Source organism: Sphingomonas prati (genome assembly GCF_014643515.1).
Classification (GTDB): domain Bacteria; phylum Pseudomonadota; class Alphaproteobacteria; order Sphingomonadales; family Sphingomonadaceae; genus Sphingomonas_R; species Sphingomonas_R prati.
The window spans coordinates 801,801-819,318 of the sequence record NZ_BMJP01000001.1; the positions used below are offsets into that span (position 1 = coordinate 801,801).

14 protein-coding genes are annotated in these 17,518 nt (G+C 69.9%); 4 read left to right on the forward strand and 10 right to left on the reverse strand.

What is annotated here, in order from left to right:
* Positions 1 to 37 precede the first annotated feature (37 nt).
* The 8 genes from addA to IEX50_RS03650 all read right to left on the reverse strand — a co-directional run bounded on the left by addA (position 38) and on the right by IEX50_RS03650 (position 13,292).
* Complete coding sequence (gene addA, locus IEX50_RS03615) at positions 38 to 3,484, reverse strand: double-strand break repair helicase AddA (RefSeq protein ID WP_157175617.1); 3,447 nt, start codon at positions 3,482 to 3,484, stop codon at positions 38 to 40.
* Complete coding sequence (addB, locus tag IEX50_RS03620; RefSeq protein WP_157175616.1) at positions 3,474 to 6,434, reverse strand: double-strand break repair protein AddB; 2,961 nt, start codon at positions 6,432 to 6,434, stop codon at positions 3,474 to 3,476. The genes addA and addB overlap by 11 nt, the downstream gene beginning before the upstream one ends.
* Positions 6,435 to 6,488: 54 nt before the next feature.
* Positions 6,489 to 7,259: a nucleotidyltransferase family protein gene (locus tag IEX50_RS03625; RefSeq protein WP_157175615.1), complete on the reverse strand. Its 771-nt coding sequence runs from the start codon at positions 7,257 to 7,259 to the stop codon at positions 6,489 to 6,491.
* On the reverse strand, positions 7,259 to 8,209 hold the full coding sequence (locus IEX50_RS03630; protein ID WP_157175879.1) for an aminoglycoside phosphotransferase family protein: 951 nt from the start codon (positions 8,207 to 8,209) through the stop codon (positions 7,259 to 7,261). The genes IEX50_RS03625 and IEX50_RS03630 overlap by 1 nt, the downstream gene beginning before the upstream one ends.
* On the reverse strand, positions 8,206 to 8,673 hold the full coding sequence (gene tsaE / locus IEX50_RS03635; protein WP_373285276.1) for a tRNA (adenosine(37)-N6)-threonylcarbamoyltransferase complex ATPase subunit type 1 TsaE: 468 nt from the start codon (positions 8,671 to 8,673) through the stop codon (positions 8,206 to 8,208). Before tsaE ends, IEX50_RS03630 begins: the two co-directional genes overlap by 4 nt.
* Positions 8,670 to 11,048, reverse strand: a complete 2,379-nt coding sequence (locus IEX50_RS03640; protein WP_157175613.1) for a sensor histidine kinase — start codon at positions 11,046 to 11,048, stop codon at positions 8,670 to 8,672. Before IEX50_RS03640 ends, tsaE begins: the two co-directional genes overlap by 4 nt.
* 145 nt (positions 11,049 to 11,193) lie before the next feature.
* Positions 11,194 to 12,603, reverse strand: coding sequence for an adenosylhomocysteinase (gene ahcY, locus IEX50_RS03645; RefSeq protein ID WP_157175612.1), 1,410 nt, complete (start codon positions 12,601 to 12,603; stop codon positions 11,194 to 11,196).
* 128 nt (positions 12,604 to 12,731) lie between these two features.
* Entirely contained in the window at positions 12,732 to 13,292 is a 561-nt protein-coding gene (locus tag IEX50_RS03650; protein WP_157175611.1) for a YqgE/AlgH family protein, read from the reverse strand.
* A 137-nt stretch (positions 13,293 to 13,429) separates the two neighbouring features.
* On the opposite strand from IEX50_RS03650, the gene IEX50_RS03655 reads away from it, so the two are divergent.
* The 4 genes from IEX50_RS03655 to IEX50_RS03670 all read left to right on the forward strand — a co-directional run bounded on the left by IEX50_RS03655 (position 13,430) and on the right by IEX50_RS03670 (position 16,840).
* Positions 13,430 to 14,386, forward strand: coding sequence for a glycosyltransferase family 2 protein (locus tag IEX50_RS03655; protein ID WP_157175610.1), 957 nt, complete (start codon positions 13,430 to 13,432; stop codon positions 14,384 to 14,386).
* Between the two features lie 64 nt (positions 14,387 to 14,450).
* On the forward strand, positions 14,451 to 14,930 hold the full coding sequence (locus IEX50_RS03660) for a peroxiredoxin (RefSeq protein WP_157175609.1): 480 nt from the start codon (positions 14,451 to 14,453) through the stop codon (positions 14,928 to 14,930).
* 102 nt (positions 14,931 to 15,032) lie between these two features.
* The gene (locus IEX50_RS03665) at positions 15,033 to 16,481 is read left to right on the forward strand and encodes an AMP nucleosidase (RefSeq protein ID WP_157175608.1); all 1,449 of its coding nucleotides are present in this window, start codon (positions 15,033 to 15,035) and stop codon (positions 16,479 to 16,481) included.
* The gene (locus IEX50_RS03670; RefSeq protein WP_157175607.1) at positions 16,478 to 16,840 is read left to right on the forward strand and encodes an MliC family protein; all 363 of its coding nucleotides are present in this window, start codon (positions 16,478 to 16,480) and stop codon (positions 16,838 to 16,840) included. The genes IEX50_RS03665 and IEX50_RS03670 overlap by 4 nt, the downstream gene beginning before the upstream one ends.
* A gap of 263 nt (positions 16,841 to 17,103) precedes the next feature.
* Here IEX50_RS03670 and IEX50_RS03675 read toward each other — a convergent pair whose 3' ends face one another.
* Both IEX50_RS03675 and IEX50_RS03680 read right to left on the reverse strand, forming a co-directional pair.
* On the reverse strand, positions 17,104 to 17,283 hold the full coding sequence (locus IEX50_RS03675) for a hypothetical protein (protein ID WP_157175606.1): 180 nt from the start codon (positions 17,281 to 17,283) through the stop codon (positions 17,104 to 17,106).
* On the reverse strand, positions 17,283 to 17,510 hold the full coding sequence (locus tag IEX50_RS03680) for a hypothetical protein (protein WP_157175605.1): 228 nt from the start codon (positions 17,508 to 17,510) through the stop codon (positions 17,283 to 17,285). Before IEX50_RS03680 ends, IEX50_RS03675 begins: the two co-directional genes overlap by 1 nt.
* Positions 17,511 to 17,518: the final 8 nt, after the last annotated feature.

Sequence of the window (17,518 nt, forward strand, 5' to 3'; positions counted from 1 at the left end):
ATTGTTGACGCCGATGTAGGACGCGCCGCCTGATGGCTCAACCGACCGGCTGCTGCTTTTGCTCCGGCGCCACGAAGGCCTGCTTGTGCGCCGCCAACAACTCGGGACTCAACTCGAACAGCGTCGGCCCGCCGGTATAGAGCAACGCCGCCGACACGGGCCGCCCCGGAAACACCACGCCGACCGCCGCGACGTAGGCCGCCATCTGTTCGATATGATGGCGGGGCACCGCGTCGATCCCGCCCGGCACGCGCCGCGCCGTCTTGAAATCGACGATCCGCACGCCGTCCGGCCGCACCAGCAACCGGTCGACCGTGCCCGCAACGACCACGCCGTCCACCACCGCCGCGATCGGTGCCTCCGCCAGCGCGTCCGGCCCGAAGATCTCGGCAAAGCCCGGATCGTCGACGATCCGACACGCACTGGTCAGCAAAGCCGTGCGCTCCACCGGATCGGCAACCCCGCCCGATTGCGCCAGCCAGCGATCGGCCGCCGCCATCCGCGTCCCCGGCGCGACCGCCGGCAACCGTTCAAACAACGCGTGCAGCAACCGCCCACGCTCAGCCGCCGCGCGCATCGCTGCGACTGGGGGCGGATCGGACACCGCATCCAACCCGATCGACGACGGCGCGAGCGGCCGTGGCGGACGCGCCTCCTCCGGCGCCGCCCGCCGCAGCCAGCCCGGTTCAGCCAGCACCGGCGGCGCCGGTCGCACCCGCGGCGCCGCTGCCTTGCGCGCCGCGGCCGGCTCGGTCCCGCGATGATGATGCGCCTCGCCCCAGATCGCATCGACCACCGGCGTCGCGCCCAGCCCGGCCATCGCCTGACCGATCGCCGCGTACCAGCTCCGCTCCGGCGGCACGCCCTTCGCCCGCACGCCCAGCGCCCCGCCGATCACCAGCCGCTCCTCCGCACGCGTCATCGCGACATACAGCAGCCGCCAATGCTCCTCGCGTTCGCGCTGCGCCTCGCTCGCCATGTCGTCGGCCAGCGAGCCCGCCAGCTCCGCCTTACGTGGCCGGAACACCGGCACCGGCCCGGCCTCGCCCAACGCCCATTTGATCGACCGCCGCGGCGCCAGTTCCGGGTCGGTCGTCGCATCGGCCAGGATCACCATCGGCGCCTGCAACCCCTTCGACCCGTGCACCGTCATCACCCGCACCGCATCCGAAGGCGCCGACGGATCGCGCGTGATCGTCACTTCGCCGCGGTCGAACCAGTCGAGGAACCCCTGCAACGTCGGCGTCGCCTCGTCCTCGAACGCCAGCGCGGCCCCCAGCAATTCCTGGATCGGGTCGCGCGCTTCCTCGCCCAGCCGCCCGACCAGTCGCCGCTGGCCGTCGAGCGGCCCGGTCAGGATATGGTCGAGAAACCGGAACGGCGTCTCGTAATCCGCCCGCGCCAGCAGGTCGGACAGCCCGGCCTGCGTCGCCGCATCGCCCGTCTCGCGCACCGCCTGGCGCAGGCTCCCCGCCCGCCCGAACCCGACATCGTACAGCGCCTGCTGGCTCCACCCGAACAGCGGCGACACGAGCAGCGACGCGAGCGTCAGATCATCCTCCGGCTGCACCGCGAACCGCGCCGCGGCGAGCAGATCACGCACCGCCAGCGGCGCATCGAGCCGCAACCGGTCGACACCCGCCACGGCCACGCCCTCGGCATGCAACCGCGCGACGATCAGCGACGCCAGCGTCCCACGCTTGCGCACCAGGATCAGGATATCCTCCGGCCGCAACGCCCGCCCGCGCGATTCAAGCATCAGCCCCTCGTCGAGCCATTCGCGGATCTGCCGCGCCAGCCGCGTGGCGAACGCGCGCGTCGCATCGTCGACCCAGCTCTCTTCGCCCGCATCGTCGGCCGGGTCGCCCTCGTCGGCGCTGTGCGGGCGCAGCAGCGTGACCGTCCCCGGCCCGCCCTTGAAACTCGCATGCCGCTCGGTCACGTGATCCGGCCCCAGCCCCAGCGTGTCCGCCCCCAGGTCGCCGATCAGCCGGTCGACCAGTTCCAGCACCGGCGGCGTCGATCGGAACGACTGGTCGAGCGACAGCGCCAGGATCTTGCGCTCCGCCGCCACGGCATGCCGTTCGAAATGCAGCCGCGCCGCCGCGAACGCCTGCGGATTGGTCCCCTGGAACCCGAAGATCGCCTGCTTGAAATCGCCGACCGTGAAGATCGTCCGCCGCACGTTCGGCCGCGCGCCCTCGCCCGCGAAATACTCGCCCGCCAGCATCGCAACGATCGTCCACTGGTCGGTATTGGTGTCCTGCGCCTCGTCCACCAGGATATGATCGGTCTGCCGGTCGAGCTTGTAGCGCACCCAGTCGCCCATCCCGTCGGTCGTCAGCAGCTTCACCGTCGTGCGGATCAGGTCGTCGAAATCGACCAGCCCCGCGCGCCGCTTCGCCGCCGCATAGAGCAAAGCATAGGTCTGCCCCGCGCGCAGCCCCGCGCCGACCAGCGCCGCCAGCGCCGCCCCCGCCCGCAGGCGCAGCAGCCCCCCGCACCACGCGTGCAACAGCATCGCGGTCTCGGCATAACCCGGCGTCTGCGGCGCCTGCCCCTTGGCGAACGACCGCGGTTCCCCGTCCGCCTTCGCCCAAACCTGATGCAGCTCCGTCAGCCCCGCGGCGCGCGCGGGCAGGTCACCCGCCAGCCACGCCGCGATCCGGTCCGCCCGCGCCAGCGCGGTCTTGGTGCCCCAGTTGCCGTTCGCCTCCGATATCTCGAACAGCGCATCGACATCGAACTGGTCGTCCGCACAGGCCGCCGCGATCGCCTCCTCGACATCGCCCACCGGCACGTCCAGCGCCGCCCGCAACCGCGCCTCGATCCCGGACCGTGCGCCCAGCTCCGCCAGCGCATCGGGCGCGCGCGTGCACTCCATCAGATACGCCTCGGCCGCCCCCTCGCCCAGCCGACGCGACAGCGTCTGCACGTCGCGGATCAGCCCCAGGTCGCCCTCGCGCTCCGCCGCGACCAGCATCTCGGCCAGCACGCGCCGCGCCAGCGCACCCTCCTCGCGCCCCTCGATCGGCCGGAACCCCGGCGTCAGCCCCGCCTCCGCCGGAAACCCTGCGAGCAACGTCTGGCAGAAGGCGTGGATCGTCTGGATACGCAGCCCGCCGCCCGCCGCCTCCAGCACGCGCGCGAACAGGGTCCGGGCTTTCGCTACCGTCGAGTCTTCGAGATGCGGCTCATCTAGGGCGTACAGCTCCTTGCGCAGCTTGGCATCGTCCAGCCGCACCCACGCCGCCAGCCGCCCATGGATACGGTCCGCCATCTCCGCCGCGCCCGCCTTCGTAAAGGTCAGGCACAGGATCGCCGCCGGATCGACGCCCGACAGCAGCAGCCGAAGCACCCGCGCGGTCAGGACGTGCGTCTTGCCGGTGCCCGCCGACGCGGACAGCCAGACTAGTTCGTCCGGGTCCGACGCGCGCAATTGGTCGCCCTTGAGCGGGATCAGCGGCGTGAATCTATGCGCCATCGCTACGCCCATACCATTCGTCCAGCCGCATCAGCTGATCGTAATCGCCATACGGCGCATATTCCGGATGCAGCTTCGCGGTGAACGGCGCATCGCCGAGCAGCCAGCGGTCGACCGCCTCGCCCAGCACGCTCGCCGCCAGCCGCGTGAACTCCGCCGGGTCGATCCCGCGGCCCTGCTTGTCGATCCCCACCGGGCTCGACGCATGACCCAGCCGGTCGCCGTCCGCCGCCAGCGACCAGTACTCGAACGCCGCCGGATCGCCCTTGAGGTCCGGAAAACCGTCCTGCTCCGCGATCAGCCCGAGGAGCCCCAGCTGCATCGCATAGCCCGCCTCCACCTGCCGCTTCGACGGGGCCTTGCCGGTCTTGTAGTCGACGATCGCCAGCCGCCCGTCGGGCATCCGGTCGATCCGGTCCACCGTCCCGAACAACTCGATCCCCGCGACCTCCGCCTTGCCGCGCACCTCGGCGATCAACGGCACGCGACCCTCCGCTTCCCCTTCGGCGATCCGTTCCGCGACCCAGTCGATCGCCTCCAGCAGCCGCGGCGTCCACAGCGCGCGCAGCACCGGGTGCGCCGACGTCTCCGCCAGCATCCGCGCCGCCCGCGGGCGCAGCGCTGCCGGATCGCAGCGATCCTCGCGCATCCACGCCTCGAACACCGCATGCACCGCCGTCCCGCGCCACGCCGCGGACGGATCGGCATCGACCATGTCCCACGCGTCCAGCTTCAGCATCGCCCCGGCGTAGAAGGCGTACGGATCGGCCTTCAACCGGTCGAGCCGCGTCACGGCGATCCGCCGCGGCCGGTCCGCGATCGGCGGCGACGGGGCCGGCCGTGCGGCATAGGCCGGCGGCCCGGCGACATGATCGATCGCCTGGGTTTGCGCCATCAGCCGCGGATCGCGCGTGATGCCGCCGGTCATGGCCTCCATCCGCAGCCAGAACCGCGACGCGATCGCCGGCGCGCGCGCATCACGCCTCGCCCGCGTCACCAGCACCCGCCGCGCGCCCAGCCCTGAGGCGAAATCATGCGCGGCCAGCCCGATCCGCCGCTCCAGCCCGGGCAGCCCAAGCACCTGCCGGATCCGCGGGGCGAGCCACGGGTCGGGCGCCGGGGCCGCCGGCCACGTCCCCTCGTTCAACCCGCCCAGCACGATCAGGTCGGCATGCTGCAACCGCGCCTCGATCAGACCCCAGACGAACAGCCGCGGATGCCCGCCCTGCGGCGGCCGCACCGCCACTGCCTCCATCAACCCGCGCAGCAGGATCGGCAGCGCGGTTACGTCCGCCAGCAAAGGCCCGTCCACCGCCGCATCCTCAAGCCCCGCGATCAGGTCCGCCGCCGCACGCCCGGCCGGCCCCGACCAGATCCCGTCGCCCCCAAGCGCGGACGCCGCCACACGCAGCGCGGTCACCAGCGGGCCCAGCTCCGCCCCGCCCGCAAACGCCGCCTCCACCGGGCGCAGCATGTCGACATGCGCCGCCCACCACTCGCCCGCCGGCTTGCGCACGCGCGTATCGCGCCCCTCGCCGCCCGCCAGATAGTCGCTCAACCCATCCAGCCCCGCCGCCGGCCGCGGCCCACGCAGCGCCCGGTCCAGCCGCCGCACCCCGTCCAGCCACGCCAGCCGATCGTCGTCCGGTTGCACCAGCGGATGCTTCAGCAACGCCAGCAACGGCACCGGCGCGAACGATTCCGCCGCCGCCTCCGCCAGCGCGAGCAGCAGCGCGCCCGGCGGCGTCGCGGACAGCGGCCGCCCCGCGCTGTCGTCCGCTGCGATGTTCCAGCGCCGCAACTGCGACACCACGCGCCGCGCCAGCGCCCGGTCCGGCGTCACCAGCGCGGCCGTCTTGCCCGGCTGCTCCAGCATCCCGCGCATCGCGATCGCGATCCCGCGCGCCTCGTCCGCGGGCGACGCGAACTCCGCCGCTCGGATGCCCGACAGCCGGCGCGCACGCGGCGGCAGCGTCTGCCATTTGCCCGTGAACCGTGCCGGCGCCATCGCGTTGCCGATCGCCCGGCTGCGCACCGCCGGCGCGTCGCCCTCACCACCGCCATACCGCCAGCGCGCCACCTCGCCGCGCGCCACGCCCATCCGATCAAGCAGCAGCTTCAAATGATATTGCGGATGCGTCTCGATCGACGGCGCAGGCGACCGGCCCTCCTCGCTCGGCTCATGCGGCCCAAGCGCCTCCCACTCCGCCGCCGGCATCGCCAGGTCGACGCCCGGCAGCACGACCATCCCCTGTTCCATCCGCGACACGCGGCGCAGCAGCGCGGCCAGCGCCGGCGTCGATCCGGTGATCCCCGCCGCCACGACCAGCCCGGCCGGCGGCGTCGCCTTCCACAGGTCGGCCAGCGTACGCAGCATCCGGTTGTGGCGGTCCGACGCATCGATCGCACCCGCCGCCGCCAGCACGCGCGGCCAGCGGTCCAGGATCGTCTCCAGCACCGTCAGCGACGCCTGCCAATGTTCCGACAACTCCGGCGCCACGCTGTCCGCCAGCCGCACCGGCGCGATCTCCTCGGCGATCAGCTGGTCCAGCGTCCGCGCCAAATCCGCCGCCAGCCGCATCGCCTCGGCCGCATCGACCGGGTCGGCCGCATCGCGCCGCACCTGCTGCACCAGCCGCGCCAGGATCAGCTGACGCCGCAGCGGATCGATTGCCGGCGGATGCGCGCGGTCCTCACCGATCGGGTCGAGCATCGCACCCGCCTCGCTCCCGTCGATATCGCCGATCGCGACCAGCCGGGGCAGCATCAGCCCCGCCTCCGCGCGTCGCACGAACGCGTCCGTCATCGTCCGCACCGCACGATTGTTGGGCAGCAGCACGAGCCCGCGCGCCAGCACCAGCTGATCGCCCCCCGCCCGCGCGATCAGCCCGGCGACGAGCGCATCCGCGAACGCGCGGTGCAGCGGAATGGTGAAGACGTTGGCTGACAAGCCGCGGAACCTAACGAGAACGAAACAAAAGGAAAGCCCGGACTCGAACCAAAATCACGCGGCGTTCAGCAGCAATGCCTCGGTCTGCCGGATCGCGGCCGGATCGCCCACGTCGAACCACAGCCCTTGATGCACGATCCCGAACGCCCGCCCCGCCGCCAGCGCGCGATCCCACAGGATATTGGTCGAATAGGACCCCTCCGGCGCCCCATCGAGGAGCCGGCGCGAGACCATCTGCACACCGGTATAGACGAACGGCGCGACCCGCCCCGGCCGCCGCCGCCGGATCCGCCCGTCCGCAGCCATATGGAAATCGCCGATCCCGCGGTGGCAGTTCGCGCGCGCCAGCGGCACCATCAGCAGCAGCGCGTCCATCGTCGCATCGTCCCACCGCTGGCTCAGCAGGCGGATCGCGTCGATCGGCCCGTCGACCCAGTAATTGTCGCTGTTCACCACCAGGAACCGGTCATCCTCGATCAGCGGCAACGCCTTCACCAGCCCGCCGCCGGTCTCGAGCAACTGAGCGCGCTCGTCCGAAACGATTACCTCCAGGTCGGTCGCCTTGCGCGCCAGATGCGCCTCGATCGAATCGGCCAGGTAATGGACGTTCACCACCACCCGCCCGATCCCCGCGGAGCGCAGCCGGTCCAGCACATGATCGATCAGCGGCTGCCCCGCCACCTCCACCAACGGTTTCGGACGGGTCGCGGTCAGCGGGCGCATCCGCTTGCCCAGCCCCGCGGCCATCACCATCGCGGTCCGCACCGGCAACCCGCCGGACTTCAGCGAAAGCGGCGTCCGCGCTGCTGGCAACCGCGGCGCCATCACGCTGCCTCCGGCCAGTAACCGCCACGCATCGCGGCCGGCACGTTCGCATCGAACCACGCCCGCACCTCGGTCAGCGCGGGGTGCAGCAAGTCGCGTTCCAGATACCGCCAGACGCGGGGCTGATACGCCAGATAGCGGTCCTTGCCGTCGCGCTTCCACAGCCGCGTGAAGATCCCCAGGATCTTGGCATTCCGCTGCGCGCCAAGAATGGCGTAGGCGGTCTCGTCGATCGGCCCGTAATGCGACAGCATCGCCGCCTCCAGTTCCCGTGAAACCGCGCGCCGCGCATCCTGCAACAGCGACACGACATCATAGGCAGGATGGCCGGCCAGCGCATCCTGAAAATCGAGCAGCCCGAGCGCCCCGTCGTCCAGCAGCATGATATTCTCGGCATGATAATCGCGCAGCACGGTCACCACCGGCCCCCGATCCAACCGCGCCAGCACCGCGTCCCAAGCTGCGCGGTACCCCTCGTGATCCACCGCGATCCCCACCGCCGGCGCATACCATTCCGGAAACAACCCCGCCTCGCGCTGGTACACCGCATCATCATAAAGCGGCAGCGCCGCGGCCGCCGGATGCGTATGCAGCGCGCGGATCAGGTCGATCGCCGCCTGGTACGTCTCGGTCTCGCGATCCGGCCGTGCCGACAGCGCCTCCGCCATCCGCAGGTCGCCGAAATCCTCGAGCAGCACCAGCCCGGCGGACAGATCGTGCGACAGGATGCGCGGCGCGCGGAACCCGATCCCGGTCAGATGCGACGCCACCGTCAGGAACGGTCGGCTATCCTCATGCTCCGGCGGCGCATCCATCAGCACCGCTTCCTGCGTGCCCCGCCGCACGCGGAAATAGCGCCGGAAACTCGCGTCCCCGGCCAGCGGCAGGATCGCCGCGCCGTCCCAGCCGCACCCGGTCAAGAACGCCGGCGCATGCGGCGGGGGAATCATGTCGATCGTGGTGGCCATCTCTGCTCCCAAGACGGCGGCCGTTCCGCTGTCAAGCGACGCGCGCCGTCCGGTGTCGCGACCAGGAACAATCGGAGCGCATCCCCCCAAGCATCCGCCCCCATCCGCTCCGGCCATTCGACCAGCAACACCCCGTCCTCGCGGTAGTCGTCCAGCCCCAGTTCGGCCGCATCCTCCGGCGCATCGATCCGGTACAGGTCGACATGCGCCACCGGCAACCGCACGTCGGGCGGCGCATAAGGCTGCACGATCGCAAAGGTCGGACTCGGCGCCTCCCCCTCCAGCCCCAGCCCGGCCAGCAGCCCGCGCGACAGCGTCGTCTTGCCCGCCCCCAGGTCACCGAACAGCGCGATCACGTCGCCCGCCCGCACCACATCGGCCAGCGCGCGCCCGACCGCCTCGGTCGCCGCCACATCCCCCAGGACCACCGCGTCCACGCCACTCACAACGGGTCCGCCGGCAACCGCACGATCACGGTCGTCCCCTCGCCCGGCTCGCTCGCCAGCACGATCGTGCCGCCATGCGCCTCAACCAGCCGGCGGGTCAGCGGCAGGCCCGGACCCGGCGTATCGCGCCCGTTGCGCGGCGCGGCCGTCCCTGCCCCGGTGCGGAACCGGTCGAACAGCTGCGCCTGCCGGTCGCGCGCGATACCCGGCCCGTTGTCCGATATGACGATCTCGACCGTGTCGCCTTCGCGCGTCGCGCGGAACAGCACGCGGCCCCGCTCACCGCCGGATCCCCCACCCGGCGTGAACCGCACCGCGTTGTGCAGCAGATGGTCGATCACCTGCCGCAACCGCCGCGGATCGCCCGTCACCGTGCCGAGCGGCGGCACGATTTCCACCGCAAGGTCCAGCCCGACCGCCTTCGCCGCCGCACGCGCCTGCTTGCCCCCATCGGCGACTAACGCGCCAAGATCGACTGTCTCGGCCGCTAGCGGCAGGCTCCCCGCCTCGCTCTGCGTCAGATCCAGGATATTCTCGATCAGCGCGGACAGCCGCGCGACCGACGACAGGATCGCCGCGACATAATCCTTCGCCGTATCGCCCAGCACGCCAGCATAACCGCCGCCCAGCATCTCTGCGAACCCAGAGATAGAGGTCAGCGGCACGCGCAGTTCGTAACTCATATTGGCCACAAACGCCGTCTTGAGCAGATCGGCCTGCTCCAGCGCCTCCGCCCGTTCCCGCAACGCCGCCTCGATCCCGCGGCTCGCGGTGATGTCCAGCATCGTGAACAGCGCGTTTCCATCCGGCAGCGGCACCGCCGCGAACTCGAAATGCCGCCCGTCGGTGAACTCGACGCGGCCCGAACGCTGCTGCCGCTCGATCGTCGCGATCCGCACCAGTTCGCGGATCAGCCCCGCGCGGCTCGGATTGGCCAGCCGTCGTGCCACCGACTCGACCAGTGCATCGACCCGCGGGCTCTGCGCCAGCTCCACATCCGCCAGCCCCCAGACATCCTTGAACCGGTTGTTCCACAGATGCAGCCGACCGTCCGCTGCGAACACGCCGACCGCCTCGAACAGGTTGTCGAACGTCGCGGTCCGCACGCGCAGCAACGTGTCGCGCGCGCTCGCCAGCTGCAGCTGCTCGGTCCGATCCTCGAAGATCAGCAGCAAGCCGCCGTCCGGCAATGGCTGCGCCAGCAACCGGTAATGCGATCCGCCCGGCAGCAGCCAGTTCTCCTCGACCGCATCGGGCGCGGTGAACCAGCCACGCCGCTCCATCCGCCAACGCGGAAAATCGCGGCTTTCGGGCGCCCGCTGCGCCTCGCGCATCCGGTCGAGCACGCGGTCGAACTCTGGCCGATCGGCCAGCCATTCGGGCTGCAACGCGAACATCCGCAGGAACGGATGGTTGTAGAACACCAGGCTCCGGTCCGCCGCGAACTGCGCCACCCCCGCCGACAACCGGTCGAGCAAATCGCGCTGCGTCCGCGCGAAACGGTTCAGGTCGGCACGCGCCTCCTCCAACTCCTCGACATCGACGGCATAGCCCGCCACCCCGCCCGGCCCGAGCGGCACGTCGGTGATCCGCACCATCCGCCGCGCGCCCGCAATCGTCGCGGGCACCGTCCGGCGCAGTACGCGATCCTGCGCACGCGCCTCGGCTGCTGCCGCAAGCGGGCCGCGTCCGGCCTGCCCCTCGACCAGTTCCAGCCCGCGCGTCACCACGTCCGCCCCGTCGCGCCCCTCGACCGCCGCGACATAGGCCCCGTTGACCAGCGCCAGCCGCAGGTCCGGCCCGCGATGCCACATCGGGAACGGCGCCGCCTCGATCAGCGAGGAGATCGCAGCCACCGCCTGCCCCAGCCGCTCCGTCTCCGCGCTCAGCAGCTCGATCTCGCGGCGACTGTCGGTGTCGTCGAACACCCAGAGCAGGATCTCGCCCGCCCGCCCCGTGCCCGCTGGCCGGCCGCGCACCACCAGCACGCGCTTGCCACCTTGCGGGTGCAAAGTCCGCTGGAACGGGCGCGCGCTACGTTGCGCGGTCCGCACGTCTTCAGCCAGCGCCACCGCCTCGTCCAGCGGTAGCCCTTCGTCCGCCCCGCCCAAGTCGACCAGATACAACGGCAGCTTGCGCAGCCCCAGCCAGTCGCCCAGCCGCGCAGGCGCGTCCAGCCGCCCGTCCGCCGCGACCCGGAGCGGGATCGCCGGCGCATCGCGCAGCAGCAGCGTCAGCCGCTCGGCCTCCGCGGTCGCCCCGCGCGCCGCCGCCGCACGCCGCAACCCGTACAGCGTGGCGACCACCGCAGCGACCAGCCACGCGGCCAGGATCGTGGCGATCCCCGCGACGGCCGCGGGGCTCAGGGTCACCATGACGATCTGCCGCGCATCGCTTTCATGCCGTCGCTTGTAGAGGGGGGCACGGCGCTACGCCAAGCCGCAAAAAAGCCCTCCCTCCGGCGTGGAGGAAGGGCTCGTTTGTCGAAAGGCCGCGCCAGTCGGGCGCGCCCTTCGTCGCTTAGTAGCGGTAATGGTCCGGCTTGAACGGGCCTTCGGTCGAAACACCGATGTAGCTCGCCTGCTTGTCGGTCAGCTTGCTCAGCTTGACGCCGAGCTTCTCGAGGTGAAGCATCGCGACCTTCTCGTCGAGATGCTTCGGCAGGACGAACACTTCGTTCGCGTAGTGGCCCGGCTTGGTCCACAATTCGATCTGCGCCAGCACCTGGTTGGTGAAGCTGGACGACATCACGAACGACGGGTGACCGGTCGCGCAGCCCAGGTTGACCAGGCGGCCCTTCGCCAGGATCAGGATCTGCTTGCCGTCCGGGAAACGCACCAGGTCGACCTGCGGCTTGACCTCGGTCCACTCGTAGTTCGACAATGCCGAGATCTGGATCTCGCTGTCGAAGTGACCGATGTTGCAGACGATGCTCATCGGCTTCATCGCGGCCATGTGGTCGGCGGTGATGACGTCGGCATTGCCGGTCGCCGTCACGAAGATGTCGGAGCGCGTCACGGCCTCTTCCATCGTCACGACTTCGAAGCCCTCCATCGCCGCCTGCAGCGCGCAGATCGGATCGACTTCGGTCACGAGGACGCGCGCGCCGCCGTTACGGAGCGACTGGGCCGAACCCTTGCCGACATCGCCGAAGCCGGCGACGGTCGCGACCTTGCCGGCCAGCATGACGTCGGTGGCGCGACGGATCGCGTCGACCAGCGACTCCTTGCAGCCGTAGAGGTTGTCGAACTTCGACTTCGTGACGCTGTCGTTCACGTTGATCGCCGGGAACGGCAGCATGCCCTTCTTGGCGATCTCGTACAGGCGGTGAACGCCGGTCGTGGTCTCTTCCGACACGCCCTTGATGTTCTTCACGGTCTCGGTCAGGTAACCCGGGCGCTTGGCGATGAACGCCTTCACGACGCGCTGGAACTCGACTTCCTCGTCATTCTCCGGCTCGGGCAGGCTTTCCCCGGCTTCCAGGCGTGCGCCCCACAGCGCGAACATGGTGGCATCGCCGCCATCGTCCAGGATCAGGTTGCAGGTCTGGTCGCCCCAGTCGAAGATGCGCTCGACATAGTCCCAATATTCCGCAAGCGTCTCGCCCTTGATGGCGAACACCGGCACGCCCGTCGCGGCGATCGCGGCGGCGGCATGGTCCTGCGTCGAATAGATGTTGCACGATGCCCAGCGGACGTCGGCGCCCAGCGCGGTCAGCGTCTCGATCAGCACGGCGGTCTGGATCGTCATGTGCAGCGAACCGACGATGCGCGCGCCCTTCAGCGGCTGCGTCGCGCCGAATTCGGTGCGCAGCGCCATCAGGCCGGGCATTTCGGTCTCGGCGATCTCGATTTCCTTGCGGCCGAATTCGGCGAGCGAGATGTCCTGGATGACATAGTCGTTGAAGGTGTCGGCGGTCATGGTGGCCACAAGCGGTCTCCCAATATGGATCGCGCAGGGGCGCGACGTTCATGGCGGCCATCTACCGTCCGACCGGCGGAGATGCAAATATAAAGATGTCTTTATATCCGAAACCCAGGCCCCGCGGGGCCGGATCGTCAGGCGTTCCCCGCCTCGCTCGCCAGCATCCGCGTATCGACGCCCGCCGCACGGAACAGCCCGTCCCAACGCGCCTCGGCCGGCGTGTCGAACAGCAGCTCGTCGGTCCCCGGTGTCGCGAACCAGCCGTGGCGCGTCATCTCCTCATCAAGCTGCCCGCCGGTCCAGCCGGCATAGCCCAGCGCCACCAGGAACCGCTTCGGCCCGCGCCCTGCTGCGATCGCACGCAGCACGTCCAGCGTACCGGTCAGTGCCCAGCGTTTCCCGACATGCAACGTATCCTGCCCGCCCCAGTCCTGCCCGTGCAGCACGAACCCGCGCTGCGGCTCCACCGGCCCGCCGACATGGACCGGCACGTCCGGCGCCACCCCCACGTCGATCTCGACCTGTGCCAGCAAACCATGCAGCCCGATCTGCGGGATGGTCCGGCCGACGCCGATGCCCAGCGCGCCGTCCGGGTCGTGCGAACACATCGCCATCACCGCGCGGTCGAACCGCGGATCGCCGATTCCCGGCATGGCGAGCAGCATCTGGCCGGATAGAAAACGCGGATGATCCATGGCCTAATCCTATCCCCGTCGATCCCGGTCGTCACCCCGCCTCCGTCGCGTTCGACCATCCTCTGCCTCGTCCTAAACAGCAGATTACTGTCAATTACATTGTTGGGTAACGGGTTAGGGCGTACGGAACGCGGTCTATGCCGACCCCGCCTGTCCCTGCCGTTTCCGTGCTGGTGCCCGCCTATCGCTGCGCCGCGTTCATCGCGGATGCCCTTCTGTCGTTGCAGGCGCAGACGATGCCGGACTGGGAAGCGATCGTGGTCGACGACGGGTCGCCCGACGATCTGCTTGGCGCGATGGCGCCGTTCGCTTGCGACTCGCGCATTCGCCTGATCCGCACCGCCAACCTCGGGGTTTCCGCGGCGCGCAACCGGGCGCTGGAGGATGCCCGCGCGCCGCTGATCGCCCTGCTCGACGGTGACGACATCTACCTGCCCGACTATCTGGCGGTCATGACACAGGCGATCGCCGCCAATCCGGACATCGGCTTCGTCACGTGCGACGCGATCTATTTCGGCAACGCAAAACTCAATGGGCTCTCCTTCTCCAGCGTCTCGCCGCAGGCCCTGCCGGCCACGCTCGATCGCGTGCTGACACGGCAGTTCAACGTCTTCACCGCGTGCATGCTGAAGGCGGCCGCGCTCCGCTCGGTCGGTGGCTGGTCGAACGATCTGCAATCGGCTGAAGATCTCGACCTCTGGATCCGTCTGCTCGAAAATAGCTGGGCCTGTGGCGTCGTGCCACAGGCGCTCCATCGGTACCGCCGCCGCCCGGATTCGCTGTCTGCCGCGCGCCTGCCGCTCCTCCGTGCGGTTGCCGCGGTCTACGACAATGCGGTCCAGCGGCTCACCGGCCGCCCCGAATGCGAAACCGCCCTGGCCATGCGCAAATCGATCGAGTCGGAGATCGCGTTCGAGTGCGGCGAGGCGCTCGTCATGGCCGGCCGCGTGCGCGAGGGGATCGACGAACTGCGTCGCGCCGCGCCGCGCACCCAGACGCCCGTCTGGCGCGCCGCGCTGATCGGCATGCGCATCGCCCCGCGGCTCGCCCCGCGCTTCATGCGCTGGCGCATGGAAACCGCAGCACGCGGCTGATCGCCAGGGACCTTCGCGCCGCGCACGCGTTACAGGTCGCAACACGCTCCGAAGGAAGACACGAATGACGATCAGCATCGGCGACACCATCCCCCAGGCCACCCTGCAAAAGGTCACGCCGGACGGCCCCGAACCGGTCGAGACCGCGACCTGGTTCGCCGGCCGCAAGGTCGCGCTTTTCTCCGTCCCCGGCGCCTTCACGCCAACCTGCTCCGCCCGACATTTGCCCGGCTTCGTTGAACAGGCCGACGCTTTGCGCGCCAAGGGCGTCGATGAAATCGCCGCCACCGCGGTCAACGACGCGTTCGTCCTTGCCGCCTGGGCACGCGACGGCGAAGCGGACGGCATCACCATGCTGGCGGACGGCAATGCCGACTTCGTCAAGGCGCTCGGCCTGACCATGGACGGCAGCGGCTTCGGCATGGGTACCCGCGGCCAGCGTTTCTCGATGATTGTCGACAACGGCGTCGTGACGCAGCTGAACGTTGAGGAACCCGGCGACTTCCGCGTCAGCTCCGCCGAACATCTGCTGACGCAGCTCTAGGCTTCACTCCCCCTCCGTCGCCTCGGACCAGGTTCGGGGCGACGGAGCGAACGCACCCCGCACCACCATTGCGATCCCCGCGCCCCCGCCGTAAAAACGCCGATGGCATCCGAACGCAGCTACGCGCTGGTCGACGAACTCGACCACATCTACCGCACCTCCGTCGTGGCGCTCCGCCACGCACTCGGTCGCTACATCGACCATGGCGAGCGCCCGGACGAGGCCGCCCGCGTCGCCGGCGCCTTCGCCTACCCCGAACTGCGCCTGCACTATGACGGCGGCACCCCGCGCGACCATGTCATGCGCGCCTATGGCCGGCTGACCCGCCCCGGCCACTATGCCGTCAACATCACACAGCCCGCACTCTTCCGCGACTATCTCGCGCGCCAGATCGACCTGCTGGTCGACGACTACGGCGCGGTGGTGGAGGTCGGCCGCGGGCGGCAGGAAATCCCCTACCCCTATGTCCTCGACGCCGGCCACGACGTCGACCTGTCGAGCGCCGCCGCGACCGAACTCGCCCGCATCTTCCCGGCGAACGAACTGGCCCACATCGGCGACGAGATCGCGGATGGATTATGGGAGGGCGGCCCCGGTGTCCCCCACCCGCTCGCGCTGTTCGATGCGCAGCGCACGGACTTCAGCCTTGCCCGCCTGCGTCACTACACCGGCACGCCGACGGCGCATGTCCAGAACTACATCCTGTTCACCAACTATCACCGCTACGTCGACGAATTCGTGCGCTGGGGCTGCGCGCAGGTGACCGGCGACAGCCCCTATACCGCGCTCAGCTGCGCCGGCGGGCTAGAACTGACCGCCGACAATGCAGACCCGGAACTCGCGATCAACGACAGCGCGTGGCGCAAGCACCAGATGCCGGCCTATCACCTGATCGCGCCCGGCCGTGCCGGCATCACGCTGGTCAACATCGGCGTCGGCCCGTCCAACGCGAAGACCATCACCGACCATCTCGCCGTGATGCGGCCCGAGGCCTGGCTGATGATCGGCCATTGCGGTGGCCTGCGCCCCAGCCAGCGGATCGGCGACTATGTCCTGGCGCACGCGTATCTCCGCGACGATCATGTCATGGACGACGTGCTACCCCCCGAAATCCCGATCCCGCCGATCGCGGAGGTCCAGCAGGCGCTCGTCCGCGGGGCGGAAATCGTCTCGGGCGAAAGCCGCGAGGTGCTGAAGGCCCGGCTCCGCACCGGCACCGTGGTGACGACGGACGATCGCAACTGGGAATTGCGCTACACCCGCTCCGCGCTGCGCTTCAACCAGAGCCGCGCGGTCGCGATCGACATGGAATCGGCAACGCTCGCCGCACAGGGCTACCGCTTCCGCGTTCCCTATGGCACCTTGCTGTGCGTATCCGACAAGCCGATTCACGGGGAAATCAAATTGCCGGGCCAGGCCAACCGCTTCTACGAACGCGCGATTTCGGAGCATCTCCGGATCGGCATCGCCGCGATCGGCGAACTGCGCGCCGCCGGCGACCAGCTCCACAGCCGCAAGCTGCGCGCGTTCGACGAACCGCCGTTTCGATGAAACGCCTGGCTCCCCTGCTCCTGCTCGCCGGTTGCGGCAGCGGATCGACCGTCACCGCCTCCAGCAACATGGTCGACACCGCCACCCCGGTCGCCGCATCCGACGCCGGCCAGGGCGCGCGCTTCCTCTGCGCCGACGGCCGCGCGGTGCGCGCGGTGTTCGTCGACCCCGAAACGCTCACCCTCCACATCGGCGACGAAACCACCGAAATGCGCTCCGCCGTCGCGGCGAGCGGCGCACGCTATGTCGGCGACAAATGGCAATGGTGGACGCGCGGCCTGCAACAGGCGACGCTGGCGCCCCTCAAGCCGGGCGAAACTGCCGCGTCCGCCAAGGGCGTCGAGTGCCGGGTCCAATAGGCCCATCCGACGGCGAGACCGCTCGACCGACCCACCCCCTCCGTTCGGTTCGAGCCTGTCGAGAACCCGCCAAGCATGCCAACGCGTCCAGCCGAAGCGCATCAAACCCTACCCCCACCCCGTTTGGTTCGAGCCTGTCGAGAACCCTGCGCTGAGTTCTCGACAAGTTCGAACCAAACGGGGTGGGGTATCTTAGTCGGTCGGACCCGTTATGGCTTGCCGGCACGGTGGGATCACTATCCGAGCCAGCCGACCAGCACCGCCTACCGCAGCTTGGAAATCTTCAGCCCGTCGACCTTCGCGCGTTCCTTGATCGACTCCTCGCTCCGCGTCAGCGCCTTGGAGATAGCCTTCATCGCCATCCCCTTCGCCGCGAACTTGTGGAGCTTCTGGATCTCGTCCTGCGTCCAGGGCTGGCGGTGCCGCTCGAAACCCTCGGCCATCAGGAGGCCCCGCGCGTGGTGCGCACCATCAGCACCAGCCCCGCAACCCCGACCAGCAGCGCCAGCCCGACCACGATCCCCTGCCAGAACGCCGCGTCGCGTCCGGCCATCGCCGGCACCTGCCGCACGAAACCGCTCACCAAGAACGGCACCAGCGCCATCATCCAGTACATCACGGTCCGCGGCGCGGGCCTGCGCCCGGATTGCATCTCGTTCTCGCCAGCCATGCCAGCTT